This window comes from Pseudomonas sp. LRF_L74 (assembly GCF_965644255.1).
In the GTDB taxonomy this organism is placed as follows: domain Bacteria; phylum Pseudomonadota; class Gammaproteobacteria; order Pseudomonadales; family Pseudomonadaceae; genus Aquipseudomonas.
The window spans coordinates 284,938-301,521 of the sequence record NZ_CBFFRH010000002.1 but is presented as its reverse complement, the minus strand read 5'-3'; the positions used below and the strand labels follow the sequence as shown (position 1 = coordinate 301,521).

The window sequence follows — 16,584 nt, the reverse complement described above, 5'->3', positions numbered from 1 at the left end:
GGGCTGATGCTCCTGGCTGCGGCCGTCAACGGTTTCAACCGACCACTTCGCTGCCGATCTTCGCCGGCGTGCGGCCGTAGACGTCCTCGAAACGCTCGATATCGTCCTCGCCCAGGTAGCTACCGGACTGCACCTCGATGATCTCCAGCGGGATCTTGCCGGGATTGGCCAGGCGATGGACCGAGGCGATCGGGATGTAGGTCGACTGGTTCTCGGTGAGCAGGAACACCTTGTCGTCACAGGTCACCTGGGCGGTGCCGGACACCACGATCCAGTGCTCGGCGCGATGGTGGTGCATCTGCAGCGACAGCTGTGCGCCTGGCTTGACCGTGATGTGCTTGACCTGATGGCGCTTGCCGTTGTCCACCGAATCGTAGGAGCCCCAGGGACGATACACCTCGCAATGGCTCTGGGTTTCCTGGCGGCCCAGTTCATCGAGCTTGCCGACCAGTTTCTTGACGTCCTGCACCGAGTTCTTGTTGGCGATCATGACCGCATCCTTGGTCTCGATCACCACCACGTCCTGCATGCCGATCAGGGTGACCAGCTTGGAGTTGCCATGCACGAAGCTGCCACGGCTGTCGTGGGCGACCACATCGCCCTTGAGCACGTTGCCGTCGTGGTCCTTCTCATGCACGTCCCACAACGATGACCAGGAGCCGACATCGCTCCAGCCAGCGGACATCGGTACCACGCAGGCACGCGCAGTCTTTTCCATGACGGCGTAGTCGATGGAATTGTCCGGACACAGTTCGAAGGTGCCCGGGTCGATGACCACCACGTCGTCCTTGGCCTGGCTGCGCTCGAAAGTCAGCACGCAGTTGTCGTAGATATCCGGGTCGTGGCTGCGCAGTTCTTCCAGATAACGGCTGGCACGGAACAGGAACATGCCGCTGTTCCAGTAGTAACCGCCGCTGCGCACGTATTCGCTGGCATGTATGGCGTCGGGCTTCTCGACGAACTGAGTGACCCGGTAGGCACCGGGCGGCAGCAGTTCGTTGGCTTCGTTGCGACCGGCCTTGATATAGCCGAAACCGGTTTCCGGGGTGGTCGCCGGCACGCCGAACAGGACCATCTCGCCCTCCTCGGCAGCCGAGCGGGCCAGTTCCAATGCCTTGCGCAGGGCCGGCTCGTCGGTGATCACATGGTCCGCTGGCAGTACCAGCATCAGTTCGTCACGGCCTTCGGCGACCAGGCGCAACGCAGCCAGGGCCACCGCCGGCGCGGTATTGCGACCGAAGGGCTCGAGCAACAGGCTTTGCGGCCGGGCACCGATTCGCGAAAGCTGCTCGTTGACGATGAAACGGTGCTCGACATTGCACACCACCAGCGGTGCCTGCATGCCATCGAAGTCCAGCCGGCGCAGGGTCTGCTGGAACAGGCTCAGCTCGCCGGTCAGGGCAAGGAATTGCTTGGGGTATTGCTTGCGCGAAAGCGGCCACAGGCGTGAACCACTGCCACCCGAAAGAATTACTGGGATCATGTGATCTGTCTCCATTCAATATCCGTTTCAAACATCGACCTGTCCTGCCACCCGGAGCGGACGTAACGGGTGGCGACAAAAGCGTCTAAGAACCTGTTCATGATCTCGCGAGCTAGAGATCGTGAACGGGTTCTAATCTTCCGGAACACCGCCACCATGGCGGTGCCTTCCGTCCATCAAGGCAGTTGCCCTTCAAACAGTTGGGTGAGATCACCACCCAGGCGATAGGTGTTCATCGGTTCCTTGGAACGCCGCCACGCATTCGTTTTCTCCGAGCACGAATACAGCGCGCAGTAGGGCTCCAACCACGAGAACCGGTTGTTCGGCTGCAAATCCACCATGACTTGCTCATAGCCGGTCTTTTCTTGGAATACCTTGGGTTGATGCACGCCGACCTCGAGACGCGTGGCCAGGCGCTGCAGGCCCTTGTCGTTTTCGTCCCTCAAATCTTCGCCGTTGGCCTTGGCGAACGCGGCGATCATGGTCAGCGGGCCCATCGCATAGTTGTGATAAGCCAGGGCACGGGTCTGGCGCTTGAGTTCCAGTGGCAGGTAGCCCTCGGCGTCGATCTGGTCGATGCCATGGCGGTACTGCGCCACCGACCAGTCGAACAGATCGCGACGATCCAGCACCACCGCCGTGGACATCACCGCCCAGGCCGCCCAGTACTGGTGGTTGTTGCGCCGGTCCATGGGCTGCGCGTTCCAGTCCTTGACCACCTGGTCGGCCAGCCGGCCAAGCCAGGCTTCGATGACTCGGGTCTGCTCGGCATGCGCGGCCAGGGGGTGGGAGTTGGAGAACTTCAGGCGCAGGTAAGAACCCGAAACGCTGGCCAGCGCCCACTTGCGCACCGATTTGCCCGTGTGGTTGAAGGACGTGCTGGTCAGGGCATCCTGCTCGGCCCAGTTCTGCAGCCAGCCCAGCACGCACTCCACGTCCGAGTCTTGGCCATATTTGAGATAACGCGCGACCAGGCGGCTGGTGCCGCTCTCGAGCAGTTGTACCTGCCCGGTCAGGTCCCGGTAGCGCGTGGCCGCCTGGGGATTGATCTTGTCACGCGCCGCATCCGATCCCGCGTATTTGCTCGGAAAGAGCAGCTCTCCCGTGTAGGGTTCCGGTGTCTTGGGGCATTCGCGCGGACCGCCCTTGGCAGGCGCCGCCGCGAGCCGGTATCCCTCCGGTGGCTGCAGATGAGCGCTGGTCCGGGCTTCGCTCTGGCAGCCCTGCACGCCCATCAGACAGACCACACTCAATACGAACGGAATCGACGCGCGCATCTCAGCCTCCGCTCTGCGGGCGCTTGACCCACACCGGCGAGAGGCTGTCGCCCTTGCCAGTGACGTAGAGGCAGATCACCTCGCCGCGTTCCAGCACCAGCGGGTCGAGGTCACTGATCTTCTTGTCGCCAGCGAACAGGGCCAGGCGCACCTTGACCGGGTTGATCTCGCGATCGCCACGGCCGTCGGCGTCAGCCTTGACCACTTCGGTCTTGCCGTCGGCGGTCTTCAGCGACAACGGCGCATCGGACAGGTTCTGCAGGCGGATCAGCGCCTTCTGCTTGTTCTTGAAGGCAGGCTCATCGACCAGGTCCAGTTCACCGCTCGGCAGGCGCACCAGGGTGTAGTACTGGTCGGCGCCCAGCTTCACCGGCAGGGTCTTGCCACGGGCATCGGCGGTGTAGCTGCCGGGCGGGAGAAACTTGAAGTCGCTGCTGCCCTTGGGCGAAACGTCATTCAGGCTGATCGTTCCCAGACTCACGTTGAGGGTGCTGCTGCCGGCGTTGAAGGTGCGCACGAAGGCCGAGCCCGGCGGCGCGGTCGGCCCGTATAACGCCGCCTCGTTGGCCAGGGCGCCAGTCGCCACGAGGCCGAGGGCCAGTCCGGCCAGGCGGGCGTTTCGGCTCAGTGCTTGGATCATCCGCATCGGTGTTTCTCCTTGTCTCAATGGGTTCGTGTGGCAGTGCCGGTATCGTTGACCGCCAGCCTTGCCTTGTCGTTTTCCTCGCCACGCAGGTTCGCCAGCCAGGCGGGATCGAAACTGGAGAGGTCGCTCGGCATCATCAGGTAGCGTTCCGGGATCTCCCAGATCACCAGCTTCACCTCGGCGACTTCCGCCGCATCGCGCTGCAACATGTGCAGCATCGGCACCAGCGGGCCGTGGCCGTTTTCCGCGTAATTGAGCAGGTCGGAACCCAGCGCCTGCTTCAGCGCGCCGGCGAAGTTCCATTTGGAATTGGCGCTGTAGCTGGTGCCGACCAGGGCGATGGAGGGCTTCTCGTCGCCGAACAACGCGTCCTGGCTTTGCCCCTCCTCGGCTTTCAGAGTGGTGCGCGGCAACAAGGTTTCGCCCGGCGGCTGCAAGCCGACGAAATACGGGTCGAGTGGCAGGAAGCTGAGCAGGTCGCCCTTGTGCAGCTCGGCCTCGCCCACCTCAGTAACGAAACGTTCGCCGCCGTTCTGCCAGAGACCGCGCTGCCGTACATAGTCCGCCAGATTCTGCGCCACCGTTTCGGCGCCGTAGGGCGTCCAGTGGGTATCCGTACGCAGGAACACCGCATCCTGGCTTTTCGCGGCCTGCAGCGTCCGCAGCAGATCGGGACCGGAAAAACCGTTCTTCTGCATCCGCTCCAGCGCATCGGCATACAGCTGGCGATGAGCGCTGACCGGCTCGGTATCGGCGAAGTATTCCGGATACAGACGCGCCTTGGCCGGCAACAGCGCGAGCACCAGCTCCATATTGCGCCGCTTGAACTCGGCCTGTATGCCTTTCACCAAGGCCCAGTTCTCGTCGAGCTGTTCGGGCTTGAGTGCCGGTTTGAACTCCTCGTCGGTGAATAACCAGTCTTCGCGCCCAACCACCACGCCCGGACGCCCCTCGCCGAACAACCCGAACTCCACCGCCGCCCATGCGTTGGTGCCAAACTCCTTGACCGGGAATTGCTTGTCGTAATGCTTTTCGAAGGAATGGCTCAGTTTGCCGTCCAGCACTGTCGTTTCACTGGCGGCCGAGAAGCTCTGGACGCCACGGACGGAGCCGATGGACAAGGCCAGCAGCAGCACGATGAACGCGCCGCTGTAGATCAGGTTTCCTTGCTTGCTCATGATCAGGCCTCCTCAGAACTGGAAGTACAGGAAGGGCGAGAAGCTCTGCGCCGACAGCTTCAGCACCGAGGCGGCGAACAACAGCAGCAGGGCAATGCGCGTGGCGATGAGCGGCAACTGGCTGAGCCAGGACTGCTGGTAAACCCTCTCGCCGCTCGGCGAGTAGGCGACAGCGGCCGGATCGGTCTCGGCCGAAGCCTGGCTGCGCGGCTGCGCAGTCGCCGGGCCGTTGGCGTCGACCTTGGCCTCGGCCTTCGGTGCGCGCGATTGCAGCGGCTCCTTGTAGAACTGGCGCAGGCCGAAGAACGCCAGGGTCAGGTAGGCCAGCACCAGGGTCGCCACCTGCAGGCTGGTCAGCTGCGCGGCATTGAGTTCCGACAGGCGCCAGTCGCCGAAGCTGAACATCGCTGCGTACATGCGCCAGGCCACGTCGAGGTTCTCGGCGCGGAAGATCACCCAGCCGAGCACCACCAGGAGGAAGGTGAAAGCCCATTTCAGCGGACGGATGCGCCGTGGCGCAGCGTCCACGCCCAGCGCGCGCTCGATGGCCAGCCACGCGCCGTGCCAGGCGCCCCAGATGATGTAGGTGAAGTTGGCGCCGTGCCACAGGCCACCGAGGAGCATGGTCAGGAACAGGTTGCGGTAGGTGTTGAAGGTGCTGCCACGGTTACCGCCCAGGCTGATGTACAGGTAGTCGCGCAGCCAGGTCGACAGGCTGATGTGCCAGCGCCGCCAGAACTCGGTGATCGACTGGCTGATGTACGGCTGGTTGAAGTTTTCCATGAAGCGGAAGCCCATCATCAGGCCGAGGCCGATGGCCATGTCGCTGTAGCCGGAGAAGTCGAAGTACAGCTGCGCGGTGTAGGCCAGCGCACCGAGCCAGGCATCGCCGGTGGTCGGGTCGGACAGGGCGAAACAATGGTCGGCGATGGGCGCGATGCTGTCGGCGATGAACACCTTCTTGATGAAGCCCTGCATGAAGCGCGAGCAGCCCTCGGCGAACTTGTCGACGGTGTGGGTGCGGTGGTTGAACTGGTCGACCAGGTCCTTGAAGCGCAGCACCGGGCCAGCGATCAGGTGCGGGAAGATCGCCACGAACGCGGCGAAGTCGATCAGGTTGTGGGTGGCCGGGGTGTCGCCGCGGTACACATCGATGATGTAGCTGATCGACTCGAACACGTAGAACGAGATACCGATCGGCAGCAGGATGTGGGTGAGGATGAACGGCTGCATGCCGAACGACTCGATGATCGCATTGATACTGTCGACGCCGAAGTTGGCGTACTTGAAGTAGCCGAGCACGCAGAGATCGACCACCACGCCGAGGATCAGCCACTTCTGCGCGGCCTTGGTGCGCACGCCAGCCGCGCCGATGCGCAGGCCGATCCAGTAGTTGAACAGCGTGACCCCGGCGAACAGCGCGAGGAAGTCGATGCGCCACCAGGCGTAGAAGATGTAGCTGGCCACCAGCAGCAGCAGGTTGCGATAACGGTTGCCACTCAGGTAATACAAACCCAGGAATACTGGCAAAAACAGGAACAGAAACACGTTCGACGAGAAAACCATCGTCTTCTCTCCTAGTCAGTGGGTACTACCAGGAACGCCCGCGCCTTGCGGCGCGAGCCTGTTTTGTCAATTGGCAGTCGCCTGCATCAACCCCGGCTTGCGGGGACAGATATTGGCCTCCACCTGCAGGCCTTGCGGCATGTCCGGCGGCATCTCGATCTCCATGGAAAGCAGGGTCTGCCCCGCCCACTCGCCATCGTCACGCAGACGGAAGACGAAACGGCCATCCCCTTCCACTTCACGAGTACGCTCGATCCGCAGCTTTTCCTTCGAACCGCTCATGTACCAGATGGAACTTTGCAGTTCCTTGATTTCCGGCTGACTGAACTGGATGTCCGCCACGTAGCTTTCGCTGGTGATCGGCAGCAGCCCGGTGTTGACCAGGATTTCGTTGACGCCCGGGCGCAACGCGACTTTCTTGCTGATCGCCGGCGCGGTCGTCCGGCAGCCATTGGCCAGCATTGGCATGATCTGGCGGTAGAAGATCGGCATGGAAATGTCGTAGTAGCTGGTGATCTCCCAGATCAGCACTTTCGGCGGGTGCTCCTGGAACTCCTGGCTGCCGAGGTATTGCAGCATCGAGCTGTGGAAACCGCCGCCGCTGACCGAGCGGTTGTCGATATCGACCTGCGCATGCTCCTTGAGGAACCCGGCGAAGTTGTACTGCGGTGTGCTGAAGCTGGTACCGGCCAGCACGATCTGGGCGTTTTCCGCATCGCCGAACAGATCGCTGCTCTCATCCTTGGGCTCGGTGACGAAGCGATTCTGGTACTGGCTGGCATAGCGATTGCCGCAGATTTTGTCCAAGGCCTGGTTGAGCGAACCGATCTTGTTGGCGAGGCCATCGGTACGGCTGACGAATTCCTTGCGTGGTATCTGCTTGTAGGCGTCGGACTTTTTCAGTTCATCAGCGACGAGGCGCGAGGCGTAGTCGGCACCGTAGGGCGTCCAGTGGTGGTCACGCTTGTAGAAGAACGGCTTGCCCGGCTCGCCGTGATGGTCCAGCAGCGGCGTCAGGTCGGCCACCCTGATGCCCAGCCCGCGCATGATCTCGACCACATGCAGGTAGTTGCTCCTGGCCAGGTCCAGGTCGTAGGTCTTGCGCACCTCGGGCGGCAACATGGCGGCGTTGGCCATGCCGCGCGTCGGGATGTAGACGATCATCAACTCGGTGCCGCGAGCCTTGAGCGCATCGCGCAGTTTCTGCAGATGGTCGTAGCCTTCCGGCGTGGTGCCCATCTGCGTCATCAGATCGGTGCGGGTGCGGAACAGCCAGTCGTCCTGGCCCTGCACCAGCTTGCTGAACTCACTCATGTCGCCGGTGTAGGTGTTGTCGTCCAGGGCCTGCGGGCAGAGGCTGCAGCAGTCTTCGATGGCGTACTGGGGAGCTTCCGCGGCCTGGGCCATGGCGTTGCCGAACAGCCCGATGGCCATTGTCAGCGCGGCGGGAGCGAAGAGAAATTTCCGTTTCATGGCCTTGCCTCGCTTATCGCAATTGCGCCAGTTTTTCTTGGATTGGCACGACGTGAACGGCCTGGTGCTGGCGAATCATCAGATCGAGGATCTGGTTCTTGCCATCGCGCAATGCACCGAACATACCGATGCCGGATGCCTTGCTCGGCATCAGCATTTCCACGCGATGCAGCTTCACGCTACGCGGGCCGATCACCGAGATGGCGCCAGACTGGTTGGCGATCATCCGGTCACCGATGATGTTCAGCGAAAGGTTCATGTCGAAAGGGTCGAGCACGAAGTCACGCGGGGTGCCGTTCAGGTCCTTGACGTGGCCGTAGACGCCGAGCAGGCCGTTGGCCATCGTGGTGTTTTCGAGCAGGGTCACGTTGTAGCTGTTGCGCACCCGAATGCCGTGGCGCTGGTTGGAGAACGCCTTGTTGTTCATCAACAGGTTGTCGCCGCTTTCGTAGATGGTGATGCCGTCGGAGCCGTTGCGGTAGATCTCGTTGTTGGCCACCACGTTGTTGACACTGATGCGGTCGACGACGATGCCTGACAGCTTGTTCTCGTAGGAACGGTTGTTGATGATCCAGCTGTCGTTGACCTCGCGGGACACGATGATGCCGTGCTTGATCCGCGTGCCGTAGGCGGTGTTGCCGGCGATGATCAGGCGACGCGAGCGGTCGTGCGGGTCGATGCCGTACACCAGGTTGTTGCGGTAAGTGTTGTTGAGCAGCACCACGTCATAGGCTTCGTAGCAATAGAAGCCGTACCACATGTCATCGAACAGGGTGTTGATCAGCCAGCCGGTGGGATGGCCGCGCTGCATGATCGGGTGCATCGCCGGGCTGTACTGGGAGATCGACACGCCGTAGGACTTGCTGGCGGTGTAGCCGAGACTGGAAACCACACTGTTGACGATGTAGGTCTCGGTGCCGCCCCAGGAATTGAGGAACGGACGGAACGCGCCTTTCTTCTTGAACCAGTCCTGCTGGCCTTCCGTCTCGCGCCAGGCGGTCAGGCGAGTGTCGGTGATGAACAGCTTGCCGTCGTTGATCAGGAACGCGCCACGCTCGCTGGACAGGCGGAAGTCCTTGGTCGACTTGTCGATGTGGAAGGTCGCGCCCTGGCTGACCACGATCGGCCGGCGGGCGACATAGACGCCCGGCTCGGTCTCGGCGAAGTACTTGGCCGGCAACGTGCGGGCCAGGTCCTTGGGCGTGACGTAGCCCCCCTCGATGAAGATCACCATGGGCATCTCGCCCTGGCGCTTGACCCATTCGCGCAGGCGTTCGTCGCCGCCGGTGAACTCGACCAGCGGATTCTGTTCGAGCATGCGCCGCACCACGATCGAACCGGCCGGCTTGCTGACGATCTTGGAATACACCGCTTCGGCGGTGTACGGCGTCAGGTCGGGCATCTTCGGCGGCGTCACTTCGAGCGCCTCGGCTGGCGTGCTGGAGACCTGATAGGCCTGGTCGGGCGCAGGCTGGAATACCAACCCCTTGATCTTCGCGTCACTGCCTGCCATGGCGAACGGAGCGCTCAACAGGCTCGCGAGCAGCAGGCCGAGGCCCGCTGTCGATCTCATTGAAACCATCTTGACCACCTCCCTGGATTAGTAGCGCCAGACCACGTCGATGAAGGCACGGTGCATGGTGGAGTCCGTGCCGCTGGCGAACGCGTCACCGGCGAAGAACACGCCGCCACGGAAGCGGATCAGCGCCGACTTGGCGCCCAGCCAACCGAGTTCCGCAGGCATCTGCCCTTCGTTGAAGTAGCGGGTCATGACCAGGTCGATTTCCTGGCCGATGTCCTTCTCGCCATCGACCAGGCCGGCCTGGATGCCACTGTCGCTGTCATAGCGGTCCTTGACCCGCCAGAAACGCTGGTAGATCAGGCTCGCGTCATAGTCTTTGTCGAGGTTCCAGCCGGCGAACAGGCTGGTCGCCTGCAGGTTGTTCATCTCGCCGCGATAAGCCTCGCCGAAACGGTTGATGGTCGAGCCGGTGCCGGTGAAGTTGGAGCGGTTGCTCTGCAGGTCGGTCTGCATGAACTCGCTGTCGTTGCCGCCACTGGCACGGGTGTAGGTCGCCCCGAGCCGCCAGCTGTCATCGATGTTCCAGCGTAGCCCCAGGTCGACGGCCCAGGCGTTGACGTCCTGTCCAGTCTTGCCGGTGATCACCCGTGCACCATTGACGGTCTGGGTGGTCAGGGTATCGACATCGCCGGTCAGCCAGGTGGCGCTGGCCAGGTAGCTCAGCGGCGCCGTGCTCTTGGCGTTGTAGAAATCGCCGTTGAGTTCGATACCGACCCAGGTCAGTTTGCCGGTGTAGCGCTTGTCGAGCAGTTCGTAGGTCTCGCCGGCGCGTCCGAGATGGCCGCTGTCATCGCTATGGTGCAGCTTGAGGCTGGCCCAGTGGCCGGGCCGCCACTGGCGCGCCACGTCGGCCATCAGGTGCAGGCGATCCTTGTCCTGGGGCGCCAGCTCGTCGAGGTCGGTGCGGTAGTCGCTGAAACGCTGGGCGATCCCTGCATGGGCGCTGAGCAGCGTGGTGTCGAAGTTCCAGCGCAGGGCTTCGATATTGCTGTCCCACCACAAGCCATCGACGCTGCGCACCTTCTGCCGGCCGACGCGCAGGTACTCGCCGGGGTAAGGGGTGAAACCGCTGTAGTCGAACCAGAACTCGTTCAGCGCGAGGTAGTTCTTGTCGCGCTCGCGGGAGTCGTCGGAATCGATGGTGTCCGACTCGCTGGTATCGGACTCGATGATGTCGGTGGCGATGGACGCTTCCGCCATCGTGTAGGCACTCCAGTCCCCCGAGCGATAGAAGACCCAGGGCCGCAGGTTCAGGCCGGCGCCGTTGAAATCACCTCCGCTACGGGTGCCGAGGTCCTGGTCATCGGTACTCTGGCCGGTGAGCTTGACGTTGGCGCCATAGGAAAAACCCTGTGGCTGTTCAGCTGCATACAGCGCAGTACTGGCGAACATTCCGGCAGTACAGAGGAACATGGCGACGGAACGATTGGTGGATGTCATAGCACTCCCTGCGCTTGCTCTGCGGTAATGGTGGAGCTGATCTGCTGGCCGCCACGTGCGTTGACTTCACGCATCAGCAGGTCCTGGGCTTGGCTCAGTTCATCGGGTTGCATCTGGGCGCCCAGTCTTTCGACCAGGATCTGCCCCTGAGCCAGCCCACGCTGCTGGGCCAGCCTGGCGAACGAATAGGCGTATACGCGGTTGATCTTCACTCCGCGACCATCGCCGAACAGCTGTGCCAGGGCCACATCGGCGGCGGCATCGCCACCACGGGCAGCGATCAGCAGATGATCGCGGGCCTTGCGTGCGTCCATGTTGCCGAGCTGACCATCGCTGTAGAGCTTGCCAAGGAAGAAGTGCGCCCGGTTCTGGCTGGGCGCGGCCATCAGCAGGTATTTCTCGGCCGCCTGTGGATCGGCCGGCAGTACCTGGCCTTTGAGGTAAATCTGCCCGAGCAGCAACGACGCCCGTGTCGAGCCGGCATCGATGCCCTTCTGCAGATAGTCGCGCACCTCGTCGGCCTCGCCCTCGTCGGGATAACGCATCACCAGTTCGGTCAACCCGCACCAGGCGTCGGGCAGCACTGGCGTGATGGCCAGATAAAGATTCTTCGCCGCCTGCGGATTCGGCTCGCCGACACTGTTGTCCGCCAGGACCTTGGCCACGGCCTGCACGCGCTCGGGCGGCAGCAGGCCCGATTTGTAGTCGGCTTGCAGACGCTCGAGCAATTGCTCCTGCTTGTCGCTGGCGCCCTGCAATTGGTAGATGCCGGCCAACTCGACATAGCACTCGCTGACCTGGGACAACCAGCGGCTGCAGGTCGACTCGATCTCGGCGATGTGCTGGTCGTAATCGCCGCGAGTGCGATAGAGCAGAATCTTGCCCAGTTGCGCCTCACCGATGCCCTGGGCCTGGAACTGGTCGAGCTGGCGCTCCAGCTCATTGCCCTGTACCGCCTGCGGGTCTTGCAGTTGCACGCGGACCCAAGGCAGCAAGGCGCTCGTGTCGCCTTCGGCCAGGCCCTGGCTCAGCAAACGCACAGCCTCCGCCCGCTCCTGCACGGTGATTACCGGTTTGCTAGCCAGCCATTTGCCCAGACGCACCGGCGCCAGTGGCGAACGACCGATGGCGTCGCGATACAGTGCCTCGCCCTTGGCCTGCCGATCCGGCTGCGGACTGCGCACCAGCACATCCGCCCAGCCGATCTGCGCGTCGATGAACCCTTGCTCGGCCAGCGGCTGGAAGTTGGCCTCGGCCGTGGCCAGGTCGCCAGAATCCTTGGCTTGCCTGGCCAGCTGCAGGTCCGGCGTCGCACAACCGGCCAGCAAGCTGATTCCCAGTAGCTGACATGCGATCGCCGTACGGTTCATTTTCCAGAACCTCCGGCACTGGTCCACAGACCGCCAATCGGCTGGATACGCACGTCGACCGGACGCTTGACCAGCTCATTGGCCAGCGGCTCGGTAGGCTTGATCAGCACCCGAATGTCGGAAGCCAGACCGCCGTCCTGCAGCGAGATACTGTCGATCACGCCACCACGCGGGGTCTTCTCGCCAGCGACCAGGAAGTTCACCTCGGTGCCCGGCTGCAGCTTGGCGAAACTGCGATACTTGAAGCGTGCCTCGACACTGGCGACACTATCCAGCGGCGCCAGGGTGAAGACGGTCGCGCCCTTGGTCGCGACCTGGCCGTCACCGACGACTTGCGACACCACGCGGCAATCGCAAGGGCTGGTCAGGGTGCCCTGGATGTTCTTGCTGAACAGGCGCTCGAGGTTTTCCGGGGTCATTTCCGACTCCGGCAGGATGTTCTTCAGCGCATCGAGCATGGTCGCCGAGTAAGTCGCCACCGGCGCGCCCTTCTTCACCACCGCGCCAACCTGCACCAGGCTCTGCACGGCGCCCTCGCGTGGCATTGCCACTTCCTGGCCTGGCACGACCACCTGGGCAGAGTCGGCATGGGTGATGAAGTAGATGTCGTAGAGCTGGTAGGCCACATAGGCACAGGCGGCGACGCCGACCAGGAAGATCACCGAGCTGACGCCCGCCTCGCGAATCCGCGACAGCAGGCCGCCCGTACCGGGAGCCTTGTTGTTGCGGGCCTTGGTGAAGTTCTCCCGCTGCAGGGTATTGAGCAGGTCGCCGACGTTGATCAGCTCGCCGCTCATGAAGGAGCTGATCATGTAGCGCAGCGCCGAAATCTCGCGTGGACGCAGGTTGTGGAACTCGCAACCGACGCGCTTGCCGTCAGTCGAGCGCACCTGGAAATCCACGGCCATGGCGAAGCCGATTCCGTCGACCTCGAACAGCAGCTTGCCATGGAAATGCTTGCCTTCGCTGAGCAGGCTGCTGTTCGACTCGAAGCTGAAACCGCCCGCGGACACATCGATCAGCGGCGCCTCCAGTTGCTGCCCCTCGGGCGTGAAGTAACGGATCTTCGCTGGCAACTTCAGGCGCGCGTACTGGCGTTGAGCCTCCGACTCGTGGACCAGGTTGTTGTTGCCGATGGGGCTGATGACTGCGCTCATGATCTATTCCCTTTCTGAATTAATGACTCGACAGGTGTACGGTTTGCAGGGGCTCACACCACCCACATCAGGGCGGCAACGAACACGCTTGCCGCGGAGAACGTCATGGCCCGCGAAGACCAGGGGTTGAACCAGCTCCGGTAACGTCCGAGGTCACGATTGAGCTTGGTTTTCTGGCGGGTCCATGACTGTTGGTCCAGGCGAAAGAACACGTACACCTTCACCATTGCGCCAACGATCTGGTTGTAATAGAGGATCAGCGGATAGGCCGGCCCGACCTCATGCCCGGAAGCCAGCAGCATCAGGGTCAGCAGCAGCCGGGTCAGGCCGATCCACAGCAGGTAGATCAGCAGGAAGGCGAAGCCATACTTGATGCTGGCGATGATCGCCACGCAGGGGCCGAGCAGGCTGGTCCACATCGACACGCGCTGGTCGAACAGCACGATGCTGGTGAAGATGCCCAGGCGTGACACGCCAAGCCCCAGGGCCCGCGAGTTCTGCCGCAGGTTGTTGCCGTACCAGCGGAACATCAGCTTGCGACTGGCCTTGACGAAACTTTTCTCCGGCGGGTGCTCGACCGTATTGATCGCGGCATCCGGCACGTAGAAGGTGTCGTAGCCCAGGCGCATCAGGCTGAACCAGCTGGACTTGTCGTCCCCCGTGAGGAACTTGAAGGAACCCAGGCGCCAGTGCTCGAGGTGATCGTTCTCGACATCGGCGATGAAGCCCGGGTTGGTCACCACCTGGGCACGGAACATCGACATGCGTCCGGTCAGCGTGAGCACCCGCTTGCTCAAGGCCATGGAACACATATTGATGTGGCGCTGGGCGAAGCGCAGCTTGTGCCATTCGCTCATCACGTAGCTGCCGCGCACCTCGCAGAACTCGTTGGTGGTGAGGCCGCCGAGGTTGTCGAACAACTTGAAGTACGGCGCCGTCTTGCGCACCACGCCAGAGGACAGCACGGTATCGCCGTCGATCACCGCCGCGATGGCATTCTCGTCCGGCAGGTGCCGCGAGATCGCCCGGAAACCATGGGCCAGGCCGTCACGCTTACCAGTACCGGCGATACGCACGAAGTCGAGGCCGACCCGGTCCGGCGGATTCATCTGGCCCCACAGGTTCTTCATCAGCAATTCGTCGGACAGCTCGACGATCGAGCAGACGATAGTGGTCGGGTAACCACAGTCGATGGCCTCCTGGACCACCGAGCGATAGACCTGGGCGGTGGTCAGGGCATCGATGCGAAAGCTGGTGACCAGCAGGAACACATGGGATGGATCGGCACTGTCGCCCAGCTTGCGGGCCTGGCGCCGATAATGTGGAAAGACGATGTAGAGGAAGATCAACCCACGCACGTAATGGATGGCGCCCATGGAATAACGCCAGATCCCCACGGCCCCGAGGATGAAGAGAAACTCCTTGGAAGATGGATCGAATACGTCATGAGGAAGCAGCACGGCCGCTCCCAGCAAGATAGACACGTAGAACAGCCAGCCCGCGCCACTGCGCAACTGTGCGTTAAAACTTTCCATGTTTCAGACCCCGTCTGACTAACTGAACGACAGCGTGGGCGCGCTGGTTATTGTTGTTGCGCCCGTTCGCAGGCTGCGTTTACCAACCGATGCCGACTTGCGTGCCGTTGCTCGGCTGTTTCATGAAGCCGATCAGGTCGAGCACCTTCTTCTGTTCGGGCGCCCGCTCCAGAACCTCGGCGAAGGCGGCGTCGCCGTTACCCAGGATGATCACGTCGGCCTCATGGACGACACGATCCAGGTCATCGCGCAGCAGCGACGAGACATGGGGGATCTTCGACTCGATGTACTCACGGTTGGCACCGTGGACACGGGCGTATTCGACGTTGCGGTCATAGATCTGCAGGTCGAAACCCTTGCCGATCAGCATCTCGGCCAGCTCGACCAGAGGGCTCTCGCGCAGATCGTCGGTGCCGGCCTTGAACGACAGGCCGAGCAGCGCGACCTTGCGTTTGTCGAACCCGGCGATGATGTCGAAGGCCTTCTGCACCTGGCCACTGTTGCTGCGCATCAGCGAGCTGATCAGCGGTGAATCGACATCCAGCGAACCGGCGCGGTAGCTCAGGGCACGCACGTCCTTGGGCAGGCAGGAGCCGCCGAAGGCAAAGCCGGGCTTCATGTAGTACTTGGACAGGTTGAGCTTGTGGTCCTGGCAGATCACGTCCATGACCTCGCGGCCATCGACACCGACGGCACGGGAGATGTTGCCGATCTCGTTGGCGAAGGTCACCTTGGTGGCGTGCCAGACGTTGCAGGTGTACTTGATCATCTCCGCGACTTCCACGGACTTGCGGATGATCGGGGCGTCGAGTTCACGGTAGATTTCTTCGAGCAGGTCGCCGGAGGTCTTGTCCAGCTCGCCGATCACGGTCATGGCCGGGAAGTCATAGTCCTTGATCGCCGTGCTCTCGCGCAGGAACTCGGGGTTGACCGCGACACCGAAGTCCTTGCCGGCCTTGAGCCCGGAATACTTTTCCAGGGTCGGGATCACCACGCCGCGCAGCGTGCCTGGCAGCACCGTGCTGCGTACGACGATGGTATGACGAGTGGATTTCTCCGGCAGGATTCTGGCGATCTGCTGGCAGACCTCCTCGATGTAGGACACGTCGAGATCGCCATTGCGCTTGCTTGGAGTGGGCGGAGCGAGGAACGAGATATCCGTGTCGAGAATCGCGTCGCGCACATCCAATGTGCCGCGCAGGTTGCCACTGGCGATGCCCTTCTGCAGCAACTCCTCCAGACCGGGTTCGACGATGGGCGACTTGCCCTGGCTGATCAGATCGATCTTCAGCCTGGAGATATCCACGCCAACGATCTGATGCCCACGAGCGGAAAGACATCCGGCGCACACGGCGCCGACATAACCTAGACCAAAAATACTGATGCGCATTGCACAATCTCCTCCTTGCATTGGTCGACACGCCTCGATAATTACCAAGGCGCCTTTATTTCCTTGCGGGCACAACAAAAAACCGCCCTCATATGCGCGCCACGAAAGAGTGACGCGCATAACAAAACGATCACACAGATATGAAGCAACGGTTACGCAGCAGGCAGGAAATAGAACTTGCTTGAGCTTTTCTATTGTTTTAACCGAGCCACTTTCATAACGCCCTGAAATGGCCAGTTGATGGACCATGGGTTTTACAAAAGGTTCTGGCGCAGACTACACAAGCGAAACTAGAAAGTAACACCTAATCTCATTGAGCAATCAAAGTGCCTCATTGACAAGCAAATTCATAAATCTCCAATTCGCCATTTTACAGGCGCCATTAAAAAATCATAAAATCCACTCTATAAAGAAAAACGACACCGCTCAGATATAAAAAAGACGTCCGAACCCAATAATCCGATACCGATAATAAGCAACCGGAGAT

At 61.8% G+C, this 16,584-nt stretch carries 12 protein-coding genes; all 12 read right to left on the bottom strand.

Annotated elements, in window-relative coordinates:
- Nucleotides 1-34: 34 nt before the first annotated feature.
- The 12 genes from ACSZPK_RS06265 to ACSZPK_RS06210 all read right to left on the bottom strand — a co-directional run bounded on the left by ACSZPK_RS06265 (nt 35) and on the right by ACSZPK_RS06210 (nt 16,097).
- Nucleotides 35-1,483 carry a mannose-1-phosphate guanylyltransferase/mannose-6-phosphate isomerase gene (locus tag ACSZPK_RS06265; protein WP_437880552.1) on the bottom strand — a complete coding sequence of 483 codons (1,449 nt, stop codon included), beginning with the start codon at nt 1,481-1,483 and terminating at the stop codon, nt 35-37.
- Nucleotides 1,484-1,659: 176 nt separating this feature from the next.
- A complete protein-coding gene (locus tag ACSZPK_RS06260) occupies nt 1,660-2,760 on the bottom strand; it encodes a mannuronate-specific alginate lyase (protein WP_437880551.1) in 1,101 nt (366 codons plus the stop codon).
- Between the two features lies 1 nt (nt 2,761).
- A complete protein-coding gene (locus ACSZPK_RS06255; RefSeq protein ID WP_437880550.1) occupies nt 2,762-3,406 on the bottom strand; it encodes an alginate O-acetyltransferase AlgF in 645 nt (214 codons plus the stop codon).
- Nucleotides 3,407-3,423: 17 nt separating this feature from the next.
- On the bottom strand, nt 3,424-4,584 hold the full coding sequence (locus ACSZPK_RS06250; RefSeq protein WP_437880549.1) for an alginate O-acetyltransferase: 1,161 nt from the start codon (nt 4,582-4,584) through the stop codon (nt 3,424-3,426).
- Between the two features lie 12 nt (nt 4,585-4,596).
- The gene (locus ACSZPK_RS06245) at nt 4,597-6,150 is read right to left on the bottom strand and encodes an MBOAT family O-acyltransferase (RefSeq protein WP_437880548.1); all 1,554 of its coding nucleotides are present in this window, start codon (nt 6,148-6,150) and stop codon (nt 4,597-4,599) included.
- Between the two features lie 66 nt (nt 6,151-6,216).
- Nucleotides 6,217-7,623, bottom strand: a complete 1,407-nt coding sequence (locus ACSZPK_RS06240) for an alginate O-acetyltransferase AlgX-related protein (protein WP_437880547.1) — start codon at nt 7,621-7,623, stop codon at nt 6,217-6,219.
- Between the two features lie 13 nt (nt 7,624-7,636).
- Nucleotides 7,637-9,196 (bottom strand): mannuronan 5-epimerase AlgG, encoded by a 1,560-nt coding sequence (gene algG, locus ACSZPK_RS06235; RefSeq protein WP_437880546.1) that lies wholly within the window; start codon nt 9,194-9,196, stop codon nt 7,637-7,639.
- A gap of 27 nt (nt 9,197-9,223) precedes the next feature.
- Nucleotides 9,224-10,645, bottom strand: a complete 1,422-nt coding sequence (locus ACSZPK_RS06230; protein WP_437880545.1) for an alginate export family protein — start codon at nt 10,643-10,645, stop codon at nt 9,224-9,226.
- Entirely contained in the window at nt 10,642-12,015 is a 1,374-nt protein-coding gene (locus tag ACSZPK_RS06225) for an alginate biosynthesis protein AlgK (RefSeq protein ID WP_437880544.1), read from the bottom strand. Before ACSZPK_RS06225 ends, ACSZPK_RS06230 begins: the two co-directional genes overlap by 4 nt.
- Entirely contained in the window at nt 12,012-13,172 is a 1,161-nt protein-coding gene (locus tag ACSZPK_RS06220) for a PilZ domain-containing protein (protein ID WP_437880543.1), read from the bottom strand. Before ACSZPK_RS06220 ends, ACSZPK_RS06225 begins: the two co-directional genes overlap by 4 nt.
- Before the next feature lie 53 nt (nt 13,173-13,225).
- Nucleotides 13,226-14,707 (bottom strand): glycosyltransferase family 2 protein, encoded by a 1,482-nt coding sequence (locus ACSZPK_RS06215; protein ID WP_437880542.1) that lies wholly within the window; start codon nt 14,705-14,707, stop codon nt 13,226-13,228.
- Nucleotides 14,708-14,786: 79 nt separating this feature from the next.
- Nucleotides 14,787-16,097: a nucleotide sugar dehydrogenase gene (locus ACSZPK_RS06210; RefSeq protein WP_437880541.1), complete on the bottom strand. Its 1,311-nt coding sequence runs from the start codon at nt 16,095-16,097 to the stop codon at nt 14,787-14,789.
- Nucleotides 16,098-16,584: the final 487 nt, after the last annotated feature.